Genomic DNA, 23,268 nt, shown 5'->3' with positions numbered 1-23,268 from the left:
CTCCTATTGAAGTTCGTTGACCAGTTCTCTGGTCAGACGGTCAAAGTCTTTGTTGGCAACATGGGCATAGTACATGGCCAGGCCCCAGGATACGAAAAACTGCGACAACGCAAAGATGTAGCCGAAGTTGATGCGACCCAGAATCTGGATCTTGAACAGGCCCGGTGCGTAGGCCGCTCCAATCGGCAACAGGAAGTAGTAGATCGTTGAGAAGATCCACCAGCCAAACAAAAAGGCCGTCTTCTTGTGGTGCAGTTCGATAAACTTGGGATTTTTAGCTATCGATGCCCAGTCATACGTTTTTTCCGCCATGATTTGTTTCATCCTTTCTTGTTTCTTTCACACGTTAAAAACAACTACACGACAACTTGTTTCACCATCCTCCTTTCGATTAAACTTGTTCGGCGCTGCGGTCGTAGACGCTACCACTGGCAAACCATACGAGGGCTGTTCCAAGGGGGATTTTGAGTCCCTTTTTAGCCCTCAACAACATAATGTTTAATACAACAAAACAATATTTAAATATAAATACAGGCTGTTACGACTAACGCCATGTTTACATCATTACAAATCCGCACATTTCTATAACGATATTTTGGAAATATCAATACATTTAATTTCCGAAAGTAGCAACAACCTAACATCATTGAGAAAAACCATGATATCATATTTCAAACGAACAATTTACAAGCGCGCCTAGGCACAGCCAGTTGCGGCAGCCAGAAAGAACAAGCCAAGACACCATGGCAGGAGAAAACAAGTTGCAAGGGAAAGGTACGGTGAACGGAGGGAGACGCTACAGGGGCAGGGTATAGGGCAGCGGTTGTTCTTCGCCGGATGCCAGCACCTGACAGAACTGCGACACCAGTCGATAGGTGATGCCCCACAGCACTGGCCGCTGAGGGTGCAACTGGATGGCCGGCGCCTCGAGGGTCTGGCCACCAAAACGGACCGCCGCAGTCATCTGGCGCTGCGGCTGCCGCAAGGCCTCCAGCTCAAACCAGAAGGCATCGTGAACTTCATGGGACAGCACCGGCTGAACGGGCTGCAGCAGGTGATAGACAAAACAGGCCACCCGCACCGGCAGGTTGGCGCCCACCACATCGGATAATCGCCCCAGACAGGCGGCCGTTGCCAGGTCGATCCCCACCTCCTCCAGCGTCTCACGCTCGGCAGTCTGGCGCAGGTCGGCATCGCGGCTATCCATCCGGCCGCCCGGCAGGCCGATATTGCCGGACCACGGGTCGCGGGGGTGCCGGGCCCGTTCGATAAAGAGCAGTTCAAGACCGCTGCCGCTTTCACGCAGAATCAGAGCCACGGCGGCCGGTTTCTGATCGCCAGGCGTGACAGATGGCGCGGCGGTGGCCTGATTGAGACGCCGGGAAATATCGGCAAGAGGAGATGAAAGGTACATGCTGTGTACTGTACAACGATTCGGAAAGGCGCGGCAAGAAGTCACATCGCTCACTTGCCGATCCACTCAATTCAGGTATACTACGCACACAGACGGCATCCCTGATGAACTGCAGTGGATTACTTATGATGGCTCTACGCACACAGCTGTTCCTGCTGGTCCTGGTCCCCCTGCTCTGTGCCGGCGGTGCGCTCTGGGGCCTGAACGAGCTGCGCCAGACCTCCAACCTGGTGTCGCGCGGGACAGAGAGCAGCGCACGGCTGGCAGGCGAGCTGAACGACTTTATCCTGTTCCTGCAGGAACCCCCGCCAGGCAAGACAGCCCAATACCAGCTGCAGGCCACCCGCAATCGGGTTGATACACTTTCAAAACCAGCGCCGGTTCTTTTCGGTGATCCCGAAGAACGCCAGGCACTTGAAACGCTGACCGCCGCACCTGAGCTACTCGGCAGACAGGTCGAGCAGATCCGCCGCAGCGGCGTCACCTCCCTCAGCAACCGCCAAGCCACCCTACTCACCCAGGAATTACGGCTGTTGCTCAGGGCCAGCGAAGAACTCTCCGCATACTACAACCGCATGCTGCTCAAAGCCCACCAACGCAGCAGCCAGCTGAACCTACTCTTGCTGGCAACAGCCCTTGCGTGGCCAATCTGCTGTTCACTACTGCTGTATCGCACCCTTGCGCGACCGGTGCGCCAGCTACGGGAGGCGCTCAACTCCCTGGCCAAGGGGCACCTCGGCCTGCGTCTCACGGGAGCGCCACCCGGCGAACTGGGCCAGCTGTACAGCGCCTTCAACAGCATGGCCGAGGCGCGACAACGTGCTGAAGAGCAGGCCCGGGAATCGGAGGTGCGCCTTAAGGAACTGCTTGAAAACCTGCAGATGCTGGCGGTCAGCCTTGACCAGAACGGCGCGGTCAGTTACTGCAACGACTACCTGCTGGAGGTGACCGGGCGCAAGCGTCACGAGGTGATCGGCAAAAACTGGTTTGAGCTGTTCATTCCTGAGCCGGAGACAGTGCGGCAACTCTTCAACCAGACCATGCAAAACGGCCAGATCAGCCACCACTACGAAAACGAAATTCTCACCAGAGATGGCTCACGCCGCCTGGTGGCCTGGAACAACACCGCAAACCGGGACGCCAGCGGCGTCATCACCGGCACCACCAGCATCGGCAGCGACATTACCGACCAGTACAACTCCCGGCTGGAACTGGAACAGAGCCAACGCACCCTGCGCACCCTGCTGGATGCCAACCCCGAATCGCTCTGCCTGCTGGACCGCTCCGGAACAGTACTGTCCGCCAACCGCACCTGCGCCCAACGGTTCAACAAGGGCGTTGATCAACTACTGGGAAGCGACATCTTCTCTTTTGCATCAGCCGAAACCGCACAAATGCGACGTGCAAAGGTTGAAGAGGTCTTCCGCACCGGCCTGCCGCTGGTGTTCAATGACACCCGCGACCTCTGGCAGTTTGAAAATCATGTTAACCCGGTCACTGGCCGCGACGGCAGTGTTGAGTGTGTCGCTGTACTCTCGATCGACATCACTGAAAAACTGCGGGCCGAACATGATCTGAAACGGGCCAATGAGGAGCTGCGCCAGACCAACGATGAGCTGGAAAAACGGGTGGCTGCCCGCACCGAGCAATTAACGGAACTCAACAGCAGCCTGCAGGAGGCAAAGGAGCGAGCCGAGGCGGCCAACGCCACCAAGAGTGAATTTCTGGCCAACATGAGCCACGAGATCCGCACGCCGATGAACGCCATCTTGGGGCTGGCTCACCTTGCCCTGCAGACCGATCTAACCACTAAGCAGCACGAGTATCTGCAGATCATCAACGGCTCTGCCCACCACCTGCTGGGCGTGATCAACGATATCCTTGATTTTTCCAAGCTGGAGGCAGGCAAACTGAAGATCGAACAGACCCCCTTCCTGCTGGGAGAGGTACTGGACCGGGTGATGGGGCTGAGCAAGGTGCAGGCCAAGGAAAAGGGCCTGACCCTCACGGCGGTGATCGCCGAAGGGGTGCCGGACAGTCTGCAGGGCGACCCGCTGAGACTGGAACAGATTCTGATCAACCTGCTGTCCAACGCCATCAAGTTTACCGAACAGGGACAGGTCAGCCTACGGATCAGCCGAGCGCCCCAACAGGACAATCAACGCCAGGCGATCGTGCTGTTTTCGGTACAGGACAGCGGTATCGGCATGGACAAGGCAACGCTGGATCAACTGTACCGCCCCTTTACCCAGGCCGACAGTTCCACCACCCGGCTCCACGGCGGCACCGGCCTGGGGCTTTCGATCTGTAAGCGGCTGGTGGAGATGATGGGGGGCGAGATCACCGTGCAGAGCAGCCCCGGCAAAGGCAGCACCTTCACCTTCAGCATCTGCTTTGCGCTGGGTGCCCGCCAGCCGCGTACCGCCAGCCGTTCGGTACGAACACCGCTGGCCCAGCGACAACAGAGTCTTCGTGGCAGCCGCCTGCTGGTGGTGGAGGATCAACAGATCAACCTGCAGATCGCCCGTGAACTCTTGGAATGTGCCGGCGCCAGCGTAGAAACCGCCAGCAATGGCGAAGAGGCGCTGCGGCTGGTGTCTGATCACGGTGATAATCTGGATGCCATCCTGATGGATATCCAGATGCCGGTGATGGATGGCTATGAGGCCACGCGACGGATCCGTGAGCAGTTTTCCAGCGAACAGCTGCCGATCTTTGCCATGACCGCCCACGTCTTTGACGAAGAGCGGACGCGCTGCCTGGATGCAGGCATGAACGATCACCTCCCCAAACCGCTGGATATCAAGGCACTCTTTACGCTGCTGGAACGGCATATCGCCCCGGCTGTTGCCGGCCAGGCCGGTACGACGCTGCTGGGCAGCCTGGCCGACCAGGAAATAACCGAACTGCCCGACAGCCTGCCCGGACTTAATATCGATACGCTGCTGGAGCGGGTCAACCAGAACCGCCAGTTACTGGTCCGCCTGATCAGACTGTTCGCCCATGAACATCATGCCACCGCCGCAGAGATCAAACAGCTGATCGAGGAGGCGGATCTGGCTGCAGCCGCCCGTCTGGCCCACGGGATCAAGGGGGTGGCGGGCAACCTGTCGGCGCATGAGCTGCAGCAACATGCCGCACAGCTTGAAGAGGCACTCAAGCAGGGAGACCGGGATGGGGCAACGCGGTTACTGGTGCCGTTTGAGCAGGCCTTGCTGGTGGTCTGCAGCGCCGCCGAGCATCTGAGCGCCATCGCGCTGCCACCGCACCCGGATGCAAACGGCACGACGCATCCCGACAGCCTGACCGGCCAGGTGCAACTACTGGACCAGCTGCTGCGCTCCAACGATCTGCAGGCCCAGGAAGTACTGACGCAGTTGCGCCAACGCCTGACCGCTCCTGACGACCGCACTGCCGTGGAGCGGTTGGGTGAGGCCATTGACCGCCTTGACTACCACCAGGCGCTGCAGCTGCTGAAACAGCTGGCAGCACGCCACACCATCACGCTTATGGAGGAGACTGAGTGACCACCTGTCATGACGGGCAACTGATGATTCTCTTGGTGGATGATGCGCCCACCAACATTCAGGTGCTGAACGAAACACTGAAAGACGACTACCGCCTATTCTTTGCCACCAGTGGCTCCGAAGCCCTGCGCATGGTCAACCAGGCCCCGCCCGACCTGATCATACTCGACATCATCATGCCCGACATGGACGGCTACGAGGTCTGCCGGGCCCTCAAGGCCAACGCCCAGGCCCAGAACATCCCGATCATCTTCATTACCTCCATGCGCCAGCAGGAGGACGAGGTGGTTGGCCTGGAACTCGGAGCGGTTGACTACATCACCAAACCGTTCAACCCGGCGGTAGTCCGGCTACGGGTCCGCAACCAGATCGAGCTGAAGCGTCAGCGCGACCTGCTGGCCCGCCTGTCCAACCTGGACGGCCTGACCGGCATCCCCAACCGTCGTGCGCTGGATGCCAGCATCGATCGGGAGTGGCGCCGCTGCCAGCGCTCACGAAAGCCGGTGTCACTGCTGATGGCCGATATCGATCACTTCAAAAGCTACAACGACACCTATGGTCACCTGGCTGGCGATGACTGTCTGAAGTCGGTTAGCAGCTCCCTGCTGCAGACGCTGGAACGACCAGGCGATCTGCTGGCCCGTTACGGCGGCGAAGAGTTTATGGCACTGCTGCCCGAAACCGATGCCATCGGCGCCCAACTGGTGGCCAGCAAGATGCTGCAGGCGGTAAACGACCTGGCGATGCCCCACGCCGGGGCACTGGCCGATGAGCATGTCACGGCCAGCATCGGCGTGGCCACCATGCAACCCGGCCGCACCACCAGCAGCGCTAACCTGCTTGAGGCCGCCGACCAGGCCCTGTATCAGGCCAAGCAGCAAGGCCGTAATCGCGTCTGCGTCTGGTCGCCTCCGGCTGACCAGCATGCCTAAGGAGATCCTGCACTGGTGGCTCGCCTCGGCGGCCCAACAGCGTCTGCCGCTCGACAGAGCCACCCGCCAGTTACTGGAAGAACAGCAGGCGGCGTACCTGGTGGGAGCCGTGTTGCCCGACACGCTGCTGCACCTGCAGGGCGACGGGCAGCATGCCCTGGCCCGGCACCTGGCTGACCGCTTCCACGACAGCCAGACCCACTGCTACGCTCCCCTGCTGTCATTTGCGGCTAAAAACCCACCGCTCACGCCAGCTCAACAGGCCTGCCTGCTGGGTATTGCCTGCCATATTGAGACCGACATCGTCTTCCACCCCTTTGTCTACGCCCTGTCCGGCAACGATCTGGGGCGTCACTACCGTGTGGAGACTGACTTGGACCTCTGGCTGCTGCACAGCAACAGGCGTCCGCCGGAGCTTGAACTACGCGAACTAATGACCGAAGAAACGGTCAACGCCGCGGCCACGGTGCTGGCCGGGGTCTTTGATCCCCAGACGCTGCTGCCTGCCGCCATCATTGCTGATGCACTCCGCCGGCACGCTGTCATCCAGGCCCGCTACGGGTCCATCCCCTGGCAGCTGCTGGCCCGTCTGCTGGGGCTGCTGCCCGGCACCCCCTTCCACCGCTGGCAGCACCTGTTCTACCCTGTTTTCAACTGGCGCCAGGGCCGACCTGTCCAGTGGCCAGCACGCTGGAACCATCCCACCAACGGCAACGAACGGGGAGACACGCCACAAGGCCTGCTGATCGAAGCGCTCAGCCGCATTACCGACCTGCTGCGGGCCGTAGACGAACACGGCCTGGCAACGGCACTACGAAAGCAGCCCGGCGAGAATCTGCTCACCGGACTCAGCCCATCCCCCAAACAGCACACGCCCACCTGAGCGCCCCAAACAAAACACAAAAAAGATTTTTTTGATCTTAATCAATTCCTAAATCTGGCCTGCTCTGTTATAAACAGATGAACTGTCTTTTCTGCTGTCAGCTTTTCAGATCAAGCTATTACTACGCGCGCAGCACACACGGCATCCCACCCATGACAACGCACCGCGAACTGATTGAAATAAGCAGTTTTGTTCTGGAACTGACCGCCATCGGCGGCACAGATAACGACCTTGACACACTGCTTGAGCGTCTGTTTGGTGTCCTCAAGAAACTACCCTCCTTCCCGGTTGTCCCCCGGGGAGTCATCAGGATGTACAACCCCCGCGGCAAGCTGGTTACCATTGCACAGCACGGATTTCGACCTGTCTGGATGGACCCGGCAACAGAAGCACTCTTTGCCTCGATCACTGAGACAGACACTGCGGCAAGCCCTGTTGTCTCGCTGGATGACGACGGACAGGTGATCGTGCTCCCGCTCAGCAACGATGGACAAGCACTGGGGCAGGCCATTCTGTGCATTGACGGCGATTGGTCACCGACACCAGCCGAGCAGGAGTTCATGCACGGCCTTGCACGGGCACTCTCCAGCCTGGTGAGTCGCTGCATGATGAATGAAACCCTTAAAGTTCGTGAAATTGAACTGGAAGAGGCGAGAACGCAAGCGATCCGTCGTTTGGGGGCTGCCTCTGAATACCGCGATAACGAAACCGGCATGCATGTCATGCGCATGACCAATATTGCCGTCGTTGTGGCCAAGGCGCTGGGTCTAGCGGAGCAACAGCGGGAGTTGTTGTTTATCACCGCGCCGATGCACGATGTGGGAAAAATTGGCATCAGCGATGCCATCCTGCTCAAGCCGGGCAAGCTGACAGCTGAAGAGTTCGATGTCATGAAGACGCACACCGAGATCGGTGAACGGCTGCTCCACGGTTGCGACTCCTTGATTGAAGCGGCTCGTGCTATCGCCACATCGCACCACGAGAACTGGGATGGCAGCGGTTATCCAAGCGGACTGAAAGGTGAAGAGATCCCGATTCTGGCGCGAGTATGCTCCATTGCCGACGTGTTTGACGCACTGACCTCAGTCCGCCCCTACAAGGCTGCCTGGCCGGTTGAAGAGGCTATCACGTGGATTTTGGGCCAGTCAGGCGCCAAATTTGACCCGGCTGTGGTGCGAGCCTTTGAGGATGCCCTTCCGGAAATACTCCGCATTCGCGAGCTGTACCGTGAAGAGATCATAGACCCGAACCAGACACTCAACCTTCCCGAGCTGGTCTATCAAGGCACCCGCTGGGTCAACTGGGATGAATCGCTGAGCGTTGGCATTGACGTCATTGATGAACATCACCGCTATTTGTTCGATCTGACCAACGACCTGATCAACATTGTGGCGAACAAGCTGGGAGCGCGAGAGGTAAGCCGACTACTGAAGGCACTCGGCCTCTATGTTCAAGTGCATTTCAAGGCCGAAGAACGGATGATGGAACACTACGGTTTTGTACGTCTTGAGCGACAGCAGGAACAGCACCGACAGTTTGAACAAAGACTGAAGGACTTTTGCGAAGAGCTTCACCTCAACCCTCTGATTGCGCAAGTAGAAGTGATGACCTTTCTACGAGAATGGCTGGTAGCCCATATCCGCTTCGAAGATGCACAGCTACGGACATTGACGACAGCATCCCGCCCTCTACACTGATCATTCCTGGCCGTAACTGAGCAGCAGTTCCCGCAACTGGTCCACCGTGATCGGTTTGGCCAGATAGCCGTCCATGCCGGCCTTGAGGAAGCGATCCTTGTCGCCGCTCATGGCATAGGCGGTCAGGGCGATGATCGGAATATGGCCGCCAGTGACCTCTTCCGCCTTACGGATCTCAATGGTCGCCTGGATGCCGTCCATTTCCGGCATCTGGATATCCATCAGGATCAGATCAAACGCCTCTTCGCGCCAGGCTGCCACCGCCTCGCGACCGTTTTCCACAAAGCGTGCCCGGTGGCGTTCCATCCGCAGCAACGCCTCCATCATCTTGCGGTTTACCGCTGCATCTTCAGCCACCAGTATCCGTAACGACGTGAGCATCTGGCCACGCACGACCTGCTTCGGCTTGCTCGGCGCCAGCTCACAGCAGGTGGTGCAGCGTACCGTAGCGGTGAACGAGCTGCCCTTGCCGGGGCGGCTTTCAACCGACAGGGTGCCCCCCATCAGTTCCGTCAGCCGGCGTGAGATGGTCAACCCCAGTCCGGTGCCGCCAAACTTGCGGGTGGTGGAGAGGTCTTCCTGAATGAACGGATTGAAAATCCGCTCGATATTCTCAGGGGAGATGCCCTTGCCTGAATCGCTGACCTTTAACGACAGCTCAACTGATCCACTGTCCAGCGCACGGCCGCTCAGCTCAAGCCTGACCGTCCCCTGATCGGTGAACTTGATGGCATTGCCCAGCAGATTGACGCCGATCTGCTGGATGCGGGCCGGGTCGCCGGCCAACGGGCTGGGCAGCGACGATGAAATCGCCATCTCAAGCGAGACACCCTTTTCCTGCGCCAGCAGCCCAAACATCCGCTCCAGCTGATTCACCACCAGCCGGGGATCAAACGGCACCGACACCAGGGCCAGCTTGCCGGCCTCGATCTTTGACAGGTCCAGCACATCACTGATGATGTCCAGCAGGTTGTTGGCCGCTGCCATGGCATCCTGGGCCAGCTCCTTCAGTTCGCCGGCCTCAACCCGCTCCACCAACAGGGAGTTGATGCCGATCACCGCGTTGAGCGGCGTACGAATCTCGTGGCTCATGTTGGCCAAGAACAGACTCTTGGCCTCGTTGGCCGCCTCGGCCTGCTCGCGCGCCCTTTCCAGCTCGGTCTTGCTTTCGCGCAACTCCTCTTCAACCCGCTTGAGCGCCGAGACATCACTGCCGACGCTCAACATCTCAACGGCTAGTCCCTGCTCATCGTAGATCGGTCGGTTGTTCCAGGAGATCCAGACCAGTTCGCCGTTTTTGCGTCGGTTCTGGTTTACGTTCGTGCGGTACTGTTCCGGGTGCACGAAGATATCACGGATCATTGCCAGCAGGTCGCGACCGTCATCCTGATCGAGCGGCACAATGGTCTCAAACAGGCCGTGACCTACCAGTTCATCGTTTTCAAATCCGAAGAAACGTAGACCGTAATCGTTAAAAAAGGTGATCATCCCATCACGGTTCCAACGCAGGATAATGCTGTCAGACTGCTGCACCAGTTCACGGTACAGCTCTTCGCTGCGACGCAGTTCGCTGGTGCGCCGGTTCACCAGGCGCCGCAGCCCCAGATTGGAAAGCATCAGCAGCATCGCCAGTGCCAAGGCCGCCCCGCCGCCGATCCAGAGATAATTCCAGTTAACCCGACGCCCTATGGCTGAACCGTACCATTGATCATCTATCTGCTGCAGTTCTGTGGCCGTGATTGAAGCAAACCCGCCGTTGACCAGGGTCAACAGTTGCGCGTTGCCCTTCCGGACCGCACGATGAAACTGGCCGCTATGGATCGGCGCGGTGCGCTTGAAGCGATCGACAACGCCGTACTTGTGCAGAAAATAGCTGGCAGCCGGCTGATCCACCGAAAAGACCGAAATCTTGTGTTCCTTGGCCGCCTGGATGATCACCTCGTAACTGGGGTAGGTCACCAGTGAGGTAATACCCTGCTGCTGCAAATAGCCGACAATGGCCCCGCCCTCTTTGACCCCCACCGTAAATCCGGCCAGCGATCTGATATCGGTAATCCCCTGTATCTCGGCATCAAAATAGATCGGTTGGTCGATCTTCTGGTAGGGCGGTGTGAAGTCGTACTTCTGAAGACGCGCCTCGGTCTTGAACACCGTGTCGATCACATCGAACTCACCGGCGTCCATACGACGTTGGGCCTCAGCCCAGTCCATGGCATGCAGGCTGGCCTTGACGCCGGTCTTCTGTTCCCACAGTCGCCACTGGTCCACCAAAATGCCCTGCAGTTCGCCGCCGGCATTCCTGAAGGCAAAGGGCGGATAGGTATCGTCCATCACGACCTTGATCTCACGGGGGGCCGCCTGTACTGGTCCGGCTGCGCCGAACAGCAGCAGGGAGGTCAGCAGGCCGACCATCAACGCCCCGACACGCCGCGCCGCTGAACGGCGGTACTGGCGGGCTGGCATCCGCTTCAGGGCCGCCGACAGCGGCGCACGCCGGGGCGGCAGATAGGACGGCCGCTGCTGTTGGTGGCTGCGCACCAGCTCCAGCCCGAACAGGACGATCAACCAGCTGGTATAGATCCAGACCAGGAAGATCGGCAGGGCTGCCAGAGCGCCATAGATAGCATTGTAATTGGCCACCCCCACCTGAAAATGGAAGTAGGCCCATTGGGTGAACTGCCAGATGGTACCGGCCACGACGCCGCCCAGCAGGGCAGAGCGCAACGGCACCTTGGCATTGGGAATATAGCTGTAGAGAAAGGTCATGGCGATCCAGACACTGACGTAGGGTACCAGCCGGAACAGCAGCAGGATGGCATCACCCAGCACGGTATGGTTGATCAGCCACTGCACCAGCCACTGGCTCTGCAGGCTGCTGGTCATGCTCATGGCCACCATCAGCAGCACGGGGCCCACCACCACCACACTCAGGTAATCACTGAAACGGCGCTGCAGCGAGCGGGTTTCCGACACGCCACAGATGGCGTTAAAGGCCTCTTCGATGGAGGTAAGCAGGTTGATCACCGTTACCAACAGCGTCAACAGGCCGATCAGGCCCAGTGACTTGACGTTGGTATTGTTGACATAGCCGATGATCCGAATGACCACCTCACGGGAGGATTCGCCAACCACCTTCAGCAGCACCGGTTCCAGCGCGTTCTGCACCCCGAAGCCTTTCAGCACGGCAAAGGCGATGGCCAGAAACGGTACCAGCGAAAGGACCGTGGTATAGGTGAGGGCTGCGGCGCGCAGGGAAAGCTGGTGGTCGCTGATGGAACCACCCAGATCGAGGACAAAACGAACCAGACGCTGCAGCGGCAATGGCAGGCGCTGTACAACAAAGAGACTGGTCTGGTTCGAGGCAGGCATGGCACTACGCTCCGCTGTGGTCGCTGCTGCAGTCACAGGCCAGGTCAGGCAGATTAAGCGGTGTAGGCAGCGCCTCCCACAAAAAGCCCAACAACGTCCGGTTGAAATCACCGGGCTGCTCAAGGTTTACCAGGTGGCCGGCGCCCGGAATGATGCACAAGCGGCAACCGGGTATGGCGTCAGCAATGGCCTGTAGATGCTCAGGGGGGCAGGCCCGGTCCTGTGCAGCGCCGATAGCCAGTGACGGTACCGTAATTGTAGGCAACAGGGCGGTGGCGTCACGGCGCTGGCCCATGGCCAGCAACCCGCCGGCCAGACCTGAGCTGGCGGTGGTCACCATCCAGCCATAGACATCTTCAGCCAACCGGGGACGTTCGGTTTCGGTATCAGGCGCAAACAGCAGCTGCTGAAAACGGTCCGCCACCACCTGGGGGCCAAACTTGACCACCTCATCGGCCATGCGCCGTCTGGCGGCGCGTCCCTCGGCATCATCCGCCACCGCGCGGGTGACGGCAAACACGGCTGCCTGCACCCGTTGCGGATAGCGTTCCAGCAGATTAAACAGCAGGTAGCCGCCCATCGACATCCCCACCACTGCAGCCTGGGAAACACCGAGATGATCCAGCAGCTCCACCAGGTCATCGGCCAGCAGATCCATACTGCAGGGGGCATCCGTTACATCGCTGTCGCCGAATCCGCGCAGGTCCGGGGCGATCACCCGATAGCCGGCGGCCACCAGAATGGCCATTTGCGGCCGCCACATCTGACGATTGAGCGGAAAACCGTGGATCAGCAGCACGACCGGGCCGCTGCCGACGTCATCGTAGGCCAGCATGGTGCCGTTCACCAAGGCGCTGGTACTCACCATCCCTACAGAAGCGCCTTGACTGCCGCCAGCACGGCGGCGTAATCCGGTTCGTGGGTCACTTCCGGCACCTGCTGGATATAGCGGATGGTATCAGTGGCATCTACCACGAAGATACAGCGCGACAGCAGCTTGAGTTCTTTGATCAGCACGCCGTAGGCCAGGCCGAAGGAACGCTCCTGATAATCGGACAGAGTCTGTACACGGTCGATGCCGGCGGCGCCGCACCAGCGTTTCTGGGCAAAGGGCAGGTCGAGACTGATGGTCAGCACCACCACCGAATCGGGCAGGCTGGCGGCCTCCTGGTTGAAACGACGAGTCTCGGTGTCGCAGACCGGTGTATCCAGCGACGGTACCGCACTGATGATCCGCAGCTTGCCGCTGCTGGTGGCCAGACTGACCGGCGACAGGGTCGTATCCACCACGGTAAAGTCAGGAGCCTTGTCGCCCACCTTCAGAGCCGGTCCCAGCAAAGTCATCGGGTTGCCTTTAAAAGTAATGATACCGGTACGCTCCTGCATGCATGCCTCCTTGCAACGTGGTTGGGTTATACACTATGCTAACAGCATACGATAAAGCATCGTCATGTCAAGCCGAGCGGGATTCTGATGCTTCTTGACCGCCATCAAACAACCGGACGCCACCATCATGCTACGGTGGGAACATCACAGCAGCATTAACCGAAGGGAGAACGTCATGTCAAACCAGAACGAAACCTTGATTGGACAAGCCCTGACCATCAACGAGCTGGCCGCCTATCAGTCCGGTTCGGTGGTCAGCCGCACCCTGATCGATAAAAAGATCGGCACCCTGACCCTGTTTGCCTTTGATCAAGGACAGGGACTTTCAGAACACACCGCCCCCTATGACGCCTTTGTACAGGTGCTGGACGGCAGCGCCGCCATCACCATCGGGGGGAAAGAGCAGCAGGTCGATGCCGGTCAGATGATCATCATGCCGGCCAACGTGCCGCACAGCCTGCGGGCCGAGCAACCGTTCAAGATGCTGCTGGTGATGATCCGGGCGTAAACCGGTTTACTGCCAGACCACCGGCATCACCGGACCACAGCGTCGTTTTTCTGCATCACCTTGATCTCTCCGGTATCCATGTCGTACATCCAGCCATGGATTGAGAGCTTGCCGTCCAGCATGGCCCGGCGCACGAAGGGGTACTCCAGCAGGTGCTCCAGTTGCAGGCGGACGTTTTCCTCCTCCACCAGGCGACGGCGTTGTGCTTCTGAGACCTGCAGCCGCAGAGAACGCAGCTTGTCGTCCACCCGTTCCATGGCCTTGTAGGCATTATTCAGCCAGATCGGGATGTAGCGGTCCTCTGGATTTTCATGCAGCAGCGCGTTGATGCCGCCGCAGTTGTAGTGGCCGCAAATCACCACATCGGGAATGTTGAGGTGGTTGATGGTGAACTCCAGCACCGCCGAAAGATTCCAGTCGTTGGTGGCCACGATGTTGCCGACGTTGCGATGTACAAACACCTCTCCGGGACGGGTCTGGGTAATGGTATTAACCGGCACCCGCGAATCCGAGCAGCCGATCCAGAGCACGGTGGGCCGCTGCATCTTGCAAAGGTCGGCGAAATAGTCCTTCTCCTTTGCAAAGACATCGCTCACAAAACGCTTGTTGCCGTCCAGCAGGGTGGTAATCATAAGACACCTCCCGGTGGTGAGAGAGAGCTATTTTACCAGTTTGGAAAGTTTCTTGAACGACTCGGTGCCGGCCACCCGCAGCCATTGGAACAACACCGACTCAGTGCAGGTGATCACGGCCCCGGCCTGGCGCATCTCTTCCAGGGCCGTGTTCCAGTTGTGCCTGGAGCGGCTCATCACGGCATCCCGTACCACCTGCACCTGATAGCCGGCGTCCAGCAGTTCAAGTACCGTCTGCAGCACACAGACGTGGGTCTCCATACCAGTGATCACAATCTGGCGCCGCCCGCTGCTTCTCAGCTGCTCCACGAACCCTGCGCAACCACAGCTGCTGAAGGCCATCTTTTCGTGGCGGGGCGCGTCTCCCAACTTATCAGACAACACCTCGACCGTTGCCCCCAGCCCTTTCACATACTGCTCGGTGACTGCCACCGGCACCTGCAACTCGTGGGCTGCCTCCAGCAGTACGGCGGTATGAGCAGTCAACTGCCCCAGCACCTGCTGATCCATCGCCTTGCACAGCCGCTCCTGAACGTCAATCACCACCAGCAACGACTCCTCGGCAGAAAGAAAAAAACGTTCCCGAATGGTTGGCATCGCAGCACCTCCTTGACAGTAAAAAGAATGTCCCAGCTTAGTTTCTACCGCGTGCCGGGTCAAGATAACTTTGTTTTATTCTGAATCCGAGGTCTCTTGAATCAGCACAAAGGGGCTCACCACCAACATGGCAAACATGCGCTCCGGTTGTCGGCTCCACTCATCAAGCTGATCAGGGCTGGGCTTGGCGATCATGTGCGAGGCCAGCCAGGCCTGCACACTTGCGGCATCATCCGCAGCAAGCCGCTCCCCTACTTCGGCCAGCTCCAGCATACCATTCACCCAGATCAGGGCGTCCCGCTTTTGATGCGGCAGCAGCCACTCCCAACGGGCCTGATCAATCTGTTGCACCAGTTCCTGTCTGCCTATCTGCATCGGTCTCCCTCCATGCTGCTCTGGTTAAATTTCGCAAACATGACGATATCTCCTTGAATACTGACCTAGTTCTGCTTTAATTATCCGGCAACGTCAAGTCCCCTAACGAGGAGTCTGGCCCATGTCGTTCTCTGGCGACCTTGAATATCTTTCCATCGTTGATGTGATTCAACTGCTGCACAGTACCCGCAAGACCGGCACCCTCAAGATCACCGGCCGCAAGGGAGAAATCTCGCTGGCCTTCAACGACGGCTACATCAACGGCGCCAACCACTACAACACCGGTACCCGCACCGGGACAATCCTGATTGAAGCCGGCGTCATCAGCCAGGAGGATCTTGATCGTGCCCTGGCGATCCAGGCCCAGGCCGGACCTGATCGACGCCCGTTGATTGCTACCCTGCTGGAAAACAATCTGGTTGACAAAGACGAAGCCTACCATGGCCTGGAAACCCTGATTGAACTGACCATCGTCGAGATCCTGACCTGGAAGAAGGGCACCTTCACCCTTGAACCGGACACGCTGCAGGTCTGTGACGAATTCCGCTACTTCCCTGAAAAGCTGAAGGAAGAATTGAACCTGTCCACGGAACATGTCCTGATGGATGCGCTGCGGATCTACGACGAAAAGAAGCGTGATGGCCTGATTGTTGATGAAGAGCTGCACGACGAGGAGCCAGCCCCTGCCACTGCCGCACCGACGACGGGCGACCTGACCATCTCGGCCGACGATCTGGGCCTAGGCGACCTTGACACCATCAAACGGAAAAAGCCGACCTTCCACGAGGCGCTCCGTGACGAACCGGCCGCTTTGGCCGCCGGCCCTGCGCCTGCCGCGGTACTGAAAGAGGCGATGGGGCACCTGAAAAAGGCGTCCACCCTGCCGGAGACTGCCCTGATCCTGCTCAAAACCGTCGGCGCCATCTTTCCCCGCGCCCTGACGCTGGTGGCCTGGGAAAAGGAACTGGTGGCCGAACGGGGTATCGGCATCAACGCCGAGTCTGCAGCCGGCCCGGGGCCGGTGTTGGGCTTCAAACTGCCGCTGCTGCCCGGCTCCCTGTTCAGTTTTGTGCTTGACAAGGGACACCTGTTCTTTGCTAAATCTCACGATCAGTTACTGTGCGAGCAGCTGCACGGTGCGATTACGCCCCCTGCAGACCCCACGGTACTGATCCTGCCGCTCAAGCTTGGCAAACGGGTGGTTTCGGTAACCTATGCCGATTTCGGCACACAGGCGGCCAAGGACGTACCGATTGATCTCTTGGCAAGCTGCGCCGAATACGCAGGGCTCGCCATTGAAAGCGCACTATCACATGCGCAGCAAGCCGCTAAAAAGGACTGAGAGGGGAACGCCACATGGATATGAACCTGCTCAACCAGATACTGGGAATCGCATTTGAAAAACGGGTCTCCGATCTGCACTTCGAGGTGGATAACCCGCCCTTCTTCCGTGCCCACGGCCAACTGGTCCGCTCCAAGCTGCCTTCCCTCACGCCCCAGGATACCGAGTTCATCGCCCAAACGGTACTTGAGCAAAGTAACCGCACCCTGCCCGGCGACCTGAAAGAACTCGACGCCGCCTATGCCTTGCCCAACGGGGGGCGTTTCAGGGTCAGCATCTTCCGTCAGCGCAGCACCATCGGCATTGTGATGCGGGTGATCCCCCCCTACATCGCCGCCTTTACCGAACTGAACCTGCCGCCGGTACTGGGCGAGATCTGCCAATCCCCCAACGGCCTGGTGCTGGTAACCGGCCCCACCGGCAACGGCAAATCCACCACCCTGGCCTCGATGCTGCAGTACATCAACCAGAACGACAGCTTTAATATCATCACCATCGAAGACCCGATCGAGTTCCTGTTCGTATCGGACAAGAGCTGCATCATCCAGCGCGAAGTGGGGATCGACACCGGCAGCTTCAGCGCAGCCCTCAAGGCAGCACTGCGGATGGACCCGGACGTGATCATGGTGGGCGAGATGCGCGATCTGGAGACCATCGACTCCTGCATCAAGGCCGCCGAGACTGGTCACCTGGTCTTTTCAACCCTGCATACCCAGAGCGCCTCCTCCACCATCAACCGTCTGGTGGGCCATTTCCCGCCCGACTCCCAGGAGGTGATCCGCCAGCGGCTGGCCGATATCCTGGTGGCCACCGTATCGCTGCGGCTTATCAGCGACAAAACCGGCGAGAAGGTGCTGCCGGTGGTGGAGATCATGCGTACCACCACCACCATCCAGGCCTGCATTCGCGAAGGACGCTTCGACGAGATCGAAAAGCATATTGAGAATGGCCGCACCCAGTACCAGATGCAGACCCTGGACCAGCACCTGGTGCAACTCTGCCAGCAAGACCTGATCACCTTCGAGCAGGCCAAGCGGATCACCCGCTCCATGGACTTGGAACGCAAACTGACCTTCGGCGAATAGATTGCCCTGCCCATCAGCCTCACCCGGCGCTCCCCACGGAGCGCCTTTTTTATTGCACAGCAACTATTCAAAACAGTCAGTTACCTGAAACCCGACATAAATGGTATCGTATTTGCTCATTATCAGGTACTATGGCCAGCTAAAAGGCAGACACGCCCATTAAACACAAGAAGAAAGGTTTTACCATGGCACAGGCACAAAAAGGCGATCGGGTAATCATCGATTACACCGGCACCCTGGAGGATGGCACCATTTTCGATTCTACCCTGGAAGGGGATTGCTGCGATGACGGTCAGTGCAGTACCGACAGCTGCGAAGATGAAGGCTGCGGCTGCGGCGAGAGCGGCCCGATGGAGCTGACCATCGGCGAAGAAGAGTTCTTCACCCAGATTGAGGAGGCGTTGATCGGCATGGCCCCCGGCGACAAGAAGACCGTGGTGGTGCCGGCAGCAGAGGCCTTCGGCGAGTATGATCAGGAGCGGGTGTTCACCGTAGCCCGTTCCGAACTGCCGGAAGATATGCCGGTTGAGGTGGGTGCAGAGCTGGTGCTGACCGGCGAGGACGATGAAGACGAACTGGCGGTCACTGTGGTGGAAGCCACCGCCGAGCAGGTAACCTTCGACGCCAACCACCCCTTGGCTGGTGAAGACCTGACCTTCGAGATCACCCTCAACGAGATCGTTGGCAAATAACAAAACGGTCGGGGAAACCCGACCGTTTAGCTTTTAAAGCTTACTCCCCCTGAAAAAAATTTACTAGCCTGTACAAAAAGTTTTTCATGGGTATAGTAAAGACAAGGGTGCGCGCCCGGCAACACCAACGACGCAGCAAGAAAGGTGCTCAGTATCGAGGATGTTCAACCACAACCGAAGATGCAGTGCATGCCCGGTGGTAACTGACCCGGGAATCCCGTGAAAAAGGGAAGAGACGAAGACCCAGAGGCCCGCGAATCATTGCGGGCCTTTCACGTTGACAGCATCCCTGTCAGCTGCTACCCCTCAACACCATGACCCAGCCACCACGCCCCCTACCCTGGCCCAATGATACCACCCCCCTGATGCTGGCACCGATGCAAGGCCTGACCAATAAGGCCCTGCGCGGCCTGTTTGCAAGCTGGGTGCAACCGGACACCCTGTTTACCGAATTCATGCGGGTGGCGCCTGGCGCAACCACCAAGCGGCTCTCGGCCGTCGACCTGCGTGAGATGGCTGCGACGGAACAGGGCATCCCGCTGGTGGTGCAGCTGATCGGCCACGGCACCGAGGCACTGGTCTCGGCGGCCCGGATCGCACAGGATGCAGGAGCGGCCCACATCAACCTGAACCTGGGCTGCCCCTTTGGCCGGATGACCACCGGCCTGACCGGCGGGGGCATCCTGCAACGTCCCGAACTGCTGCAGGAGTTGGTGCCGGCCCTGCGCGACGTGATCAGCGGCAGCTTTTCCATCAAATTGCGGGCCGGCTACGACGACCCGCAGCAGATCTTTTCGCTGCTGCCGCTCTTTGAATCGTGCGCGGTCGATTTTCTGGTGCTGCACCCCCGCACCGTGCTGCAGGAATACCACGGGCTGGCTGACCACACCGTAACCGCCCGCGTTGTCAGGGAAACCCGACTGCCGGTGATCGCCAACGGTGACGTACGCACGGCCGAGGCAGGCCGGCGCGTATTGGAACAGACCGGCGCAGCCGGCCTGATGCTGGGACGGGGCGCCATTGCCGACCCGCTGCTCTTCCAGCGGATCAGGGGCCAGGCGCCTGCCGAGCCCGACCAGGCAGAACGGGCGGCCCTGCTACGCCGCTACCTGAGCGAGCTGCTGAACCGCTACACACCCCTGTTCTGTGGTGAGCAGCAGATTCTGGGCAAGGTGAAGACGGTGTTCGCCTGTATGGACGATCCGGACTTCAGCAAGCAGATCAAGGCACTGCGCAAGGCACGCACCATCCATCAGTTCACTGAGCAGATCGCAACACTGGGCTGACAACGCTCAGCGAATGCCCCACCAGTTGCAAAGCACCAACGCCCTGCTATACTCACCATCACCAAAACGACTACCTCTCATGGGAGAGCACAAGGAGGAAGCCTCATGAACAATGACGGAAAACCCTGGAGCCCCTACCTGGCCGGGGCGCTGTCCGGCCTGGTCAGCATCGGCTCGGTCTGGTTCGCCGGCAAATACTTCGGCGCCTCAACCACCTTTGTTCGAACTGCCGGCCTGCTCGAAAAAACAGTCATCCCGGAACGGGTGGCCCAGCTGGATTATTTTCTTAAGAATGTACCCACGGTTGACTGGCAGACCATGTTTGTGATCGGCATCTTTGCCGGTGCCTTGGTAGCCTCCATCGGTGACGCCTCGTTCCGTTACCAGGCGCTGCCGTCGCTCTGGGAACGCAGGTTCGGCCCGAGCGTCATCAAACGCGGCATCATCGCCTTTGTGGGGGGCACCGTGGCCATGTTCGGCGCCCGCTTGGCCGATGGCTGACCGAGCGGTCACGGGCTGAGCGGTTCGCTCCAGCTAGCGGTAAGCGGTTTCATCTCACTGGCCTGTTTCTTCATCGGCGGTATCATCATGGCACGGCTGCTGTACGGCGGAGGTGACCAATGAACGACCTCTTCTACGGCCTGATCACTGGTTTCCTGTTCGGCTTTCTGCTGCAAAAGGGCCGGGTGCTGCGCTACGACAAACAGCTGAGCGCCCTGTTGCTGAAGGACATGACCATCATAAAATTCATGCTGACCAGCGTCATCGTGGCTATGGTGGGCACCTACCTGTTGGTGGACCTTGGACTGGCCAAGCTGTCGATCAAGGCCACCATCCTGGGGGCCAACATCATTGGCGGCATCGTCTTTGGTCTGGGGTGGGGTCTGTTGGGTTACTGCCCAGGCACTTCGGCCGGAGCATTGGGCGAGGGCCGCTGGGACGCCCTGTGGGGCATTGCCGGCATGCTGGCCGGGGCGGCGATCTATGCCGAGGCGTTCCCGGCCATGAAGGCCACCGTACTGACCTGGGGCAACCTGGGCAAGATCACCCTGCCGCAGGTGTTGGGGGTCAACCACTGGCTGGTAATTGTGCCCGTGGTGGCCGGCGCCCTGCTCCTGTTCCGCTGGTTTGAGAAAAAGGGACTGTAAAACTGACACCAGGGCAGCACAGGTGACCCCATGGACGATGAAAACAAAAGCCTGATACAGCTCCTAAAAAAGTTTGAGCGGGTGATTATACTGGTGATCACCTGTGCCATGGCGCTGGTGCTGGTGCTGGTGACACTGGACCTGATCTGGCTGATCGTGCAGGACATCAGGGACAGCGGCCTGTTGCTTCAGATTGACCAGCTGCTGGATATCTTCGGCCTGTTCATGCTGGTGCTGATCGGGGTTGAACTGTTTGAGAGCGTCTTTAAGAGCTACCTGCAGCGGGAGCACACCCTGCGGGTGGAACTGGTGATTGCGGTGGCCATTATTGCGGTCAGCAGAAAGATCATCATCCTCGACTGGAAGGACTACGACAGCGGCACGCTGTTTGCCGCTGCCGCACTGGTTATCAGCCTGTGTGCCGGTTTCTTCCTGCTGCGGGCCCGCCAGCTCCCGAAAGAAAACAACGAGTCAACCTGACAACTGCCCTGCGCGCCGGCTGATTACTGCGGGTGCGCAGGGCAAAACAGTCCTGCATGGTTGGAGGTAAACAGCGGCGGATCACGGCGCACAATCGCTGCAATGGCAGGGTTTCGTACAAATTCCTGAGACAGGAAACGTCGCACCCTGCCCCGTTCCCAGCCAGCCGGATGCTGGAACGAGGTATACAGCTGTAGATCCCCTTCGTAGAACGGTTCCGTGGCGTAGTCGGCCGCCTCGTCGCCAAAGGCCGGCATGTTAAAGATCGCCAGATTGAGGAAGCTAATCCCATCGGCATGGCCGGCGACAAAATCAAGGGTGCGTCGGGCAGCGGCCTCATCCTCAGCCGGGGCACCGAACAGCAGGTAACAGTAGACGCCGATCCCCACCTTTTGAAGGTTTTCCAGCACACGGCTGGCAACCCCCAGCTCAATCCCCTTGCTGAGGCGATCCAGCACCCCTTGGTCGCCGGACTCCAGCCCCAGTTTCAGCATCACGCAACCTGACGCCCGCAGAGCCCTACAGAACTCCAGATCAACCAACTGTTCATCAAAACGCGCAAAGCCGTACCAGGGGGCACCGGGTGGCGTCGCAGCCATCAACCGCAGCAAGGCCGGGCTGAGGGCGTTGTCCAGCAGGTGCAGCAGACGCGGCCGGTACCGGGCTACCAGTATCTGTAGCTCGCTTAAGGCCAGTTGCGCCGGCAGCGGCTGGTAGCGGTTCCCCTCGGCCCGCTCCGGGCAGAAAGAACAGCGGTTCCACCAGCAGCCGGAGGCCGTACTGTAGGGCAGGATCAGGCCAGGGCTGAGGTAGTCCTGCAGCGGTAGCAGGTCATAGGCCGGCAGGGCATTGCCAATCGGCTGCGTTGCCCCCAGCAGCTCCAACAACGGCGCCTCACCGGGACCGCTGACCAGGTAATCCACCAGGCCAGCGAAGGGGTTGCGCCAATCGGGCCGGGCCAACCACGAGCCCACCAGACCACCACCCAGCACGATTTTGAGCTGCGGATACTGCTGCCGCAGCAGGCCGATCAGGCTAAACGTAGTCAGGGCCTGACTGAGATAGTTCAGCGAGATGCCGACGGTGGTGATGCCAGCCAGCAGCTGCGGCAGGCGCTCTTGGAACAAGGGGAAGAAGGGGTTCTGTTGGGGGTGCTCGGCCGCCCAGAGCAGGTCGCTGCTGCGCAGTGGTGAGCGTTCAGCGTGGCGGTAGTCGGCCAGGCCGGGAACCGTATCAGTTGCTGTGCCGGCCATGGCCAGCAGCCGGTTCAGATCATTGACCGCCGTGGCATAGCGGTCGGGGTTGGTATAGGTGGCAGCTTCCCGCAGGCTCTGCAGATGTTTGTGTCTGCTGCGCCAGGCCCGCCGGGTCCAGGTGTCGTCAACGGTCGGCCGCTGCTCCAGCAGCCAGAGCTGCCCCTCCAGGTTGGCATCCCACAGCCGGCAGTGGATATTGTTGGCCTGCAGCGCTCCGGCCAGCCGGGCGATGCCGGCCGGCGGCTCGCAGGCCTTGGCGATTGGTGGGAAGATCAGTAGCATGATGCAGGTATCAGGCTACGACGTGAAAACATCGATACGGCTCCGGAAGTAGTGTTGGGTACATCTGGCATTGACAAAAAAAGACGCAGGCTACTTTTTCTCGTTCACCACATCAGCCTACACCTTTAGTTCGTGTTCACGGTTGACGGATCTTTTCCAAATCAGGCAGTTCTCCGAACAGGTTGTGCTTCGTATCAAACTCAAGATTACGGGTGTAGTCAGGGTTGAGATAATAAGTAAATTCAACACTTGGGAGCCTGTAAAATAGATTGTGTAAGTGGCAAAAATCGGTTGAAATCTGACCTCACAGGAGGAACCGATGGCCACTACCGACGAACTGCTCGATGCCTTGATGAAAGACTACAAGAAGCCCGAAG

At 59.2% G+C, this 23,268-nt stretch carries 21 protein-coding genes; 12 read left to right on the top strand and 9 right to left on the bottom strand.

Annotation, left to right across the window (positions count from 1 at the left end; all coding sequences use genetic code 11):
* Positions 1–3: 3 nt before the first annotated feature.
* Both RBQ93_RS10695 and RBQ93_RS10690 read right to left on the bottom strand, forming a co-directional pair.
* Complete coding sequence (locus RBQ93_RS10695; RefSeq protein WP_320370849.1) at positions 4–312, bottom strand: DUF485 domain-containing protein; 309 nt, start codon at positions 310–312, stop codon at positions 4–6.
* A 484-nt stretch (positions 313–796) separates the two neighbouring features.
* Complete coding sequence (locus tag RBQ93_RS10690; RefSeq protein ID WP_320372111.1) at positions 797–1,414, bottom strand: CoA pyrophosphatase; 618 nt, start codon at positions 1,412–1,414, stop codon at positions 797–799.
* Positions 1,415–1,542: 128 nt separating this feature from the next.
* Here RBQ93_RS10690 and RBQ93_RS10685 point away from each other — a divergent pair, with 128 nt between their 5' ends.
* The 4 genes from RBQ93_RS10685 (at position 1,543) to RBQ93_RS10670 (ending at position 8,453) form a co-directional block, all read left to right on the top strand.
* Positions 1,543–4,941: an ATP-binding protein gene (locus tag RBQ93_RS10685; RefSeq protein WP_320372110.1), complete on the top strand. Its 3,399-nt coding sequence runs from the start codon at positions 1,543–1,545 to the stop codon at positions 4,939–4,941.
* Positions 4,938–5,873 (top strand): PleD family two-component system response regulator, encoded by a 936-nt coding sequence (locus RBQ93_RS10680; RefSeq protein ID WP_320372109.1) that lies wholly within the window; start codon positions 4,938–4,940, stop codon positions 5,871–5,873. Before RBQ93_RS10685 ends, RBQ93_RS10680 begins: the two co-directional genes overlap by 4 nt.
* A complete protein-coding gene (locus RBQ93_RS10675; RefSeq protein ID WP_320372108.1) occupies positions 5,866–6,756 on the top strand; it encodes a zinc dependent phospholipase C family protein in 891 nt (296 codons plus the stop codon). Before RBQ93_RS10680 ends, RBQ93_RS10675 begins: the two co-directional genes overlap by 8 nt.
* Before the next feature lie 152 nt (positions 6,757–6,908).
* Positions 6,909–8,453: a bacteriohemerythrin gene (locus RBQ93_RS10670; RefSeq protein ID WP_320372107.1), complete on the top strand. Its 1,545-nt coding sequence runs from the start codon at positions 6,909–6,911 to the stop codon at positions 8,451–8,453.
* Here the strand turns inward: RBQ93_RS10670 and RBQ93_RS10665 are convergent, their stop codons facing one another.
* From RBQ93_RS10665 to tpx, 3 genes are read right to left on the bottom strand one after another with little or no spacing between them, the layout of a single operon-like run.
* Positions 8,454–11,822, bottom strand: a complete 3,369-nt coding sequence (locus RBQ93_RS10665; protein ID WP_320372106.1) for a YhjD/YihY/BrkB family envelope integrity protein — start codon at positions 11,820–11,822, stop codon at positions 8,454–8,456.
* 4 nt (positions 11,823–11,826) lie between these two features.
* Positions 11,827–12,690: an alpha/beta fold hydrolase gene (locus RBQ93_RS10660; protein ID WP_320372105.1), complete on the bottom strand. Its 864-nt coding sequence runs from the start codon at positions 12,688–12,690 to the stop codon at positions 11,827–11,829.
* A gap of 2 nt (positions 12,691–12,692) precedes the next feature.
* Complete coding sequence (gene tpx, locus RBQ93_RS10655) at positions 12,693–13,208, bottom strand: thiol peroxidase (protein ID WP_320372104.1); 516 nt, start codon at positions 13,206–13,208, stop codon at positions 12,693–12,695.
* A 175-nt stretch (positions 13,209–13,383) separates the two neighbouring features.
* Between tpx and RBQ93_RS10650 the strand changes: the two genes are divergently transcribed.
* Positions 13,384–13,716, top strand: a complete 333-nt coding sequence (locus RBQ93_RS10650) for a cupin domain-containing protein (protein ID WP_320372103.1) — start codon at positions 13,384–13,386, stop codon at positions 13,714–13,716.
* 26 nt (positions 13,717–13,742) lie between these two features.
* Here RBQ93_RS10650 and RBQ93_RS10645 read toward each other — a convergent pair whose 3' ends face one another.
* From RBQ93_RS10645 to RBQ93_RS10635, 3 genes are all read right to left on the bottom strand, one after another.
* The gene (locus tag RBQ93_RS10645; protein WP_320372102.1) at positions 13,743–14,348 is read right to left on the bottom strand and encodes a carbonic anhydrase; all 606 of its coding nucleotides are present in this window, start codon (positions 14,346–14,348) and stop codon (positions 13,743–13,745) included.
* Between the two features lie 27 nt (positions 14,349–14,375).
* Positions 14,376–14,945, bottom strand: a complete 570-nt coding sequence (locus tag RBQ93_RS10640) for a hydrolase (RefSeq protein WP_320372101.1) — start codon at positions 14,943–14,945, stop codon at positions 14,376–14,378.
* Positions 14,946–15,020: 75 nt separating this feature from the next.
* Complete coding sequence (locus RBQ93_RS10635) at positions 15,021–15,320, bottom strand: DUF2288 domain-containing protein (protein WP_320372100.1); 300 nt, start codon at positions 15,318–15,320, stop codon at positions 15,021–15,023.
* Positions 15,321–15,441: 121 nt separating this feature from the next.
* Between RBQ93_RS10635 and RBQ93_RS10630 the strand changes: the two genes are divergently transcribed.
* From RBQ93_RS10630 to RBQ93_RS10600, 7 genes are all read left to right on the top strand, one after another.
* Positions 15,442–16,662, top strand: coding sequence for a DUF4388 domain-containing protein (locus RBQ93_RS10630; protein WP_320372099.1), 1,221 nt, complete (start codon positions 15,442–15,444; stop codon positions 16,660–16,662).
* A gap of 14 nt (positions 16,663–16,676) precedes the next feature.
* Positions 16,677–17,747 (top strand): PilT/PilU family type 4a pilus ATPase, encoded by a 1,071-nt coding sequence (locus RBQ93_RS10625; protein WP_320372098.1) that lies wholly within the window; start codon positions 16,677–16,679, stop codon positions 17,745–17,747.
* 185 nt (positions 17,748–17,932) lie between these two features.
* A complete protein-coding gene (locus RBQ93_RS10620) occupies positions 17,933–18,439 on the top strand; it encodes a peptidylprolyl isomerase (protein ID WP_320372097.1) in 507 nt (168 codons plus the stop codon).
* Between the two features lie 365 nt (positions 18,440–18,804).
* Positions 18,805–19,725, top strand: coding sequence for a tRNA-dihydrouridine synthase family protein (locus RBQ93_RS10615; protein WP_320372096.1), 921 nt, complete (start codon positions 18,805–18,807; stop codon positions 19,723–19,725).
* 105 nt (positions 19,726–19,830) lie between these two features.
* Positions 19,831–20,349 (top strand): YeeE/YedE thiosulfate transporter family protein, encoded by a 519-nt coding sequence (locus tag RBQ93_RS10610; RefSeq protein ID WP_320372095.1) that lies wholly within the window; start codon positions 19,831–19,833, stop codon positions 20,347–20,349.
* Positions 20,346–20,873, top strand: a complete 528-nt coding sequence (locus RBQ93_RS10605; RefSeq protein WP_320372094.1) for a DUF6691 family protein — start codon at positions 20,346–20,348, stop codon at positions 20,871–20,873. The genes RBQ93_RS10610 and RBQ93_RS10605 overlap by 4 nt, the downstream gene beginning before the upstream one ends.
* A gap of 30 nt (positions 20,874–20,903) precedes the next feature.
* Positions 20,904–21,353: a phosphate-starvation-inducible PsiE family protein gene (locus tag RBQ93_RS10600; protein ID WP_320372093.1), complete on the top strand. Its 450-nt coding sequence runs from the start codon at positions 20,904–20,906 to the stop codon at positions 21,351–21,353.
* A 23-nt stretch (positions 21,354–21,376) separates the two neighbouring features.
* On the opposite strand, the gene RBQ93_RS10595 is transcribed toward RBQ93_RS10600, so the two are convergent.
* The gene (locus RBQ93_RS10595; protein ID WP_320372092.1) at positions 21,377–22,891 is read right to left on the bottom strand and encodes a radical SAM protein; all 1,515 of its coding nucleotides are present in this window, start codon (positions 22,889–22,891) and stop codon (positions 21,377–21,379) included.
* Between the last annotated feature and the right edge of the window lie 377 nt (positions 22,892–23,268).

Origin of the sequence: Trichlorobacter sp., from assembly GCF_034008105.1 — a bacterium.
In the GTDB taxonomy this organism is placed as follows: Bacteria; Desulfobacterota; Desulfuromonadia; order Geobacterales; family Pseudopelobacteraceae; genus Trichlorobacter.
Note: the sequence above shows the minus strand (reverse complement) of the source record. Positions and strands in the feature narration are given on the sequence as shown.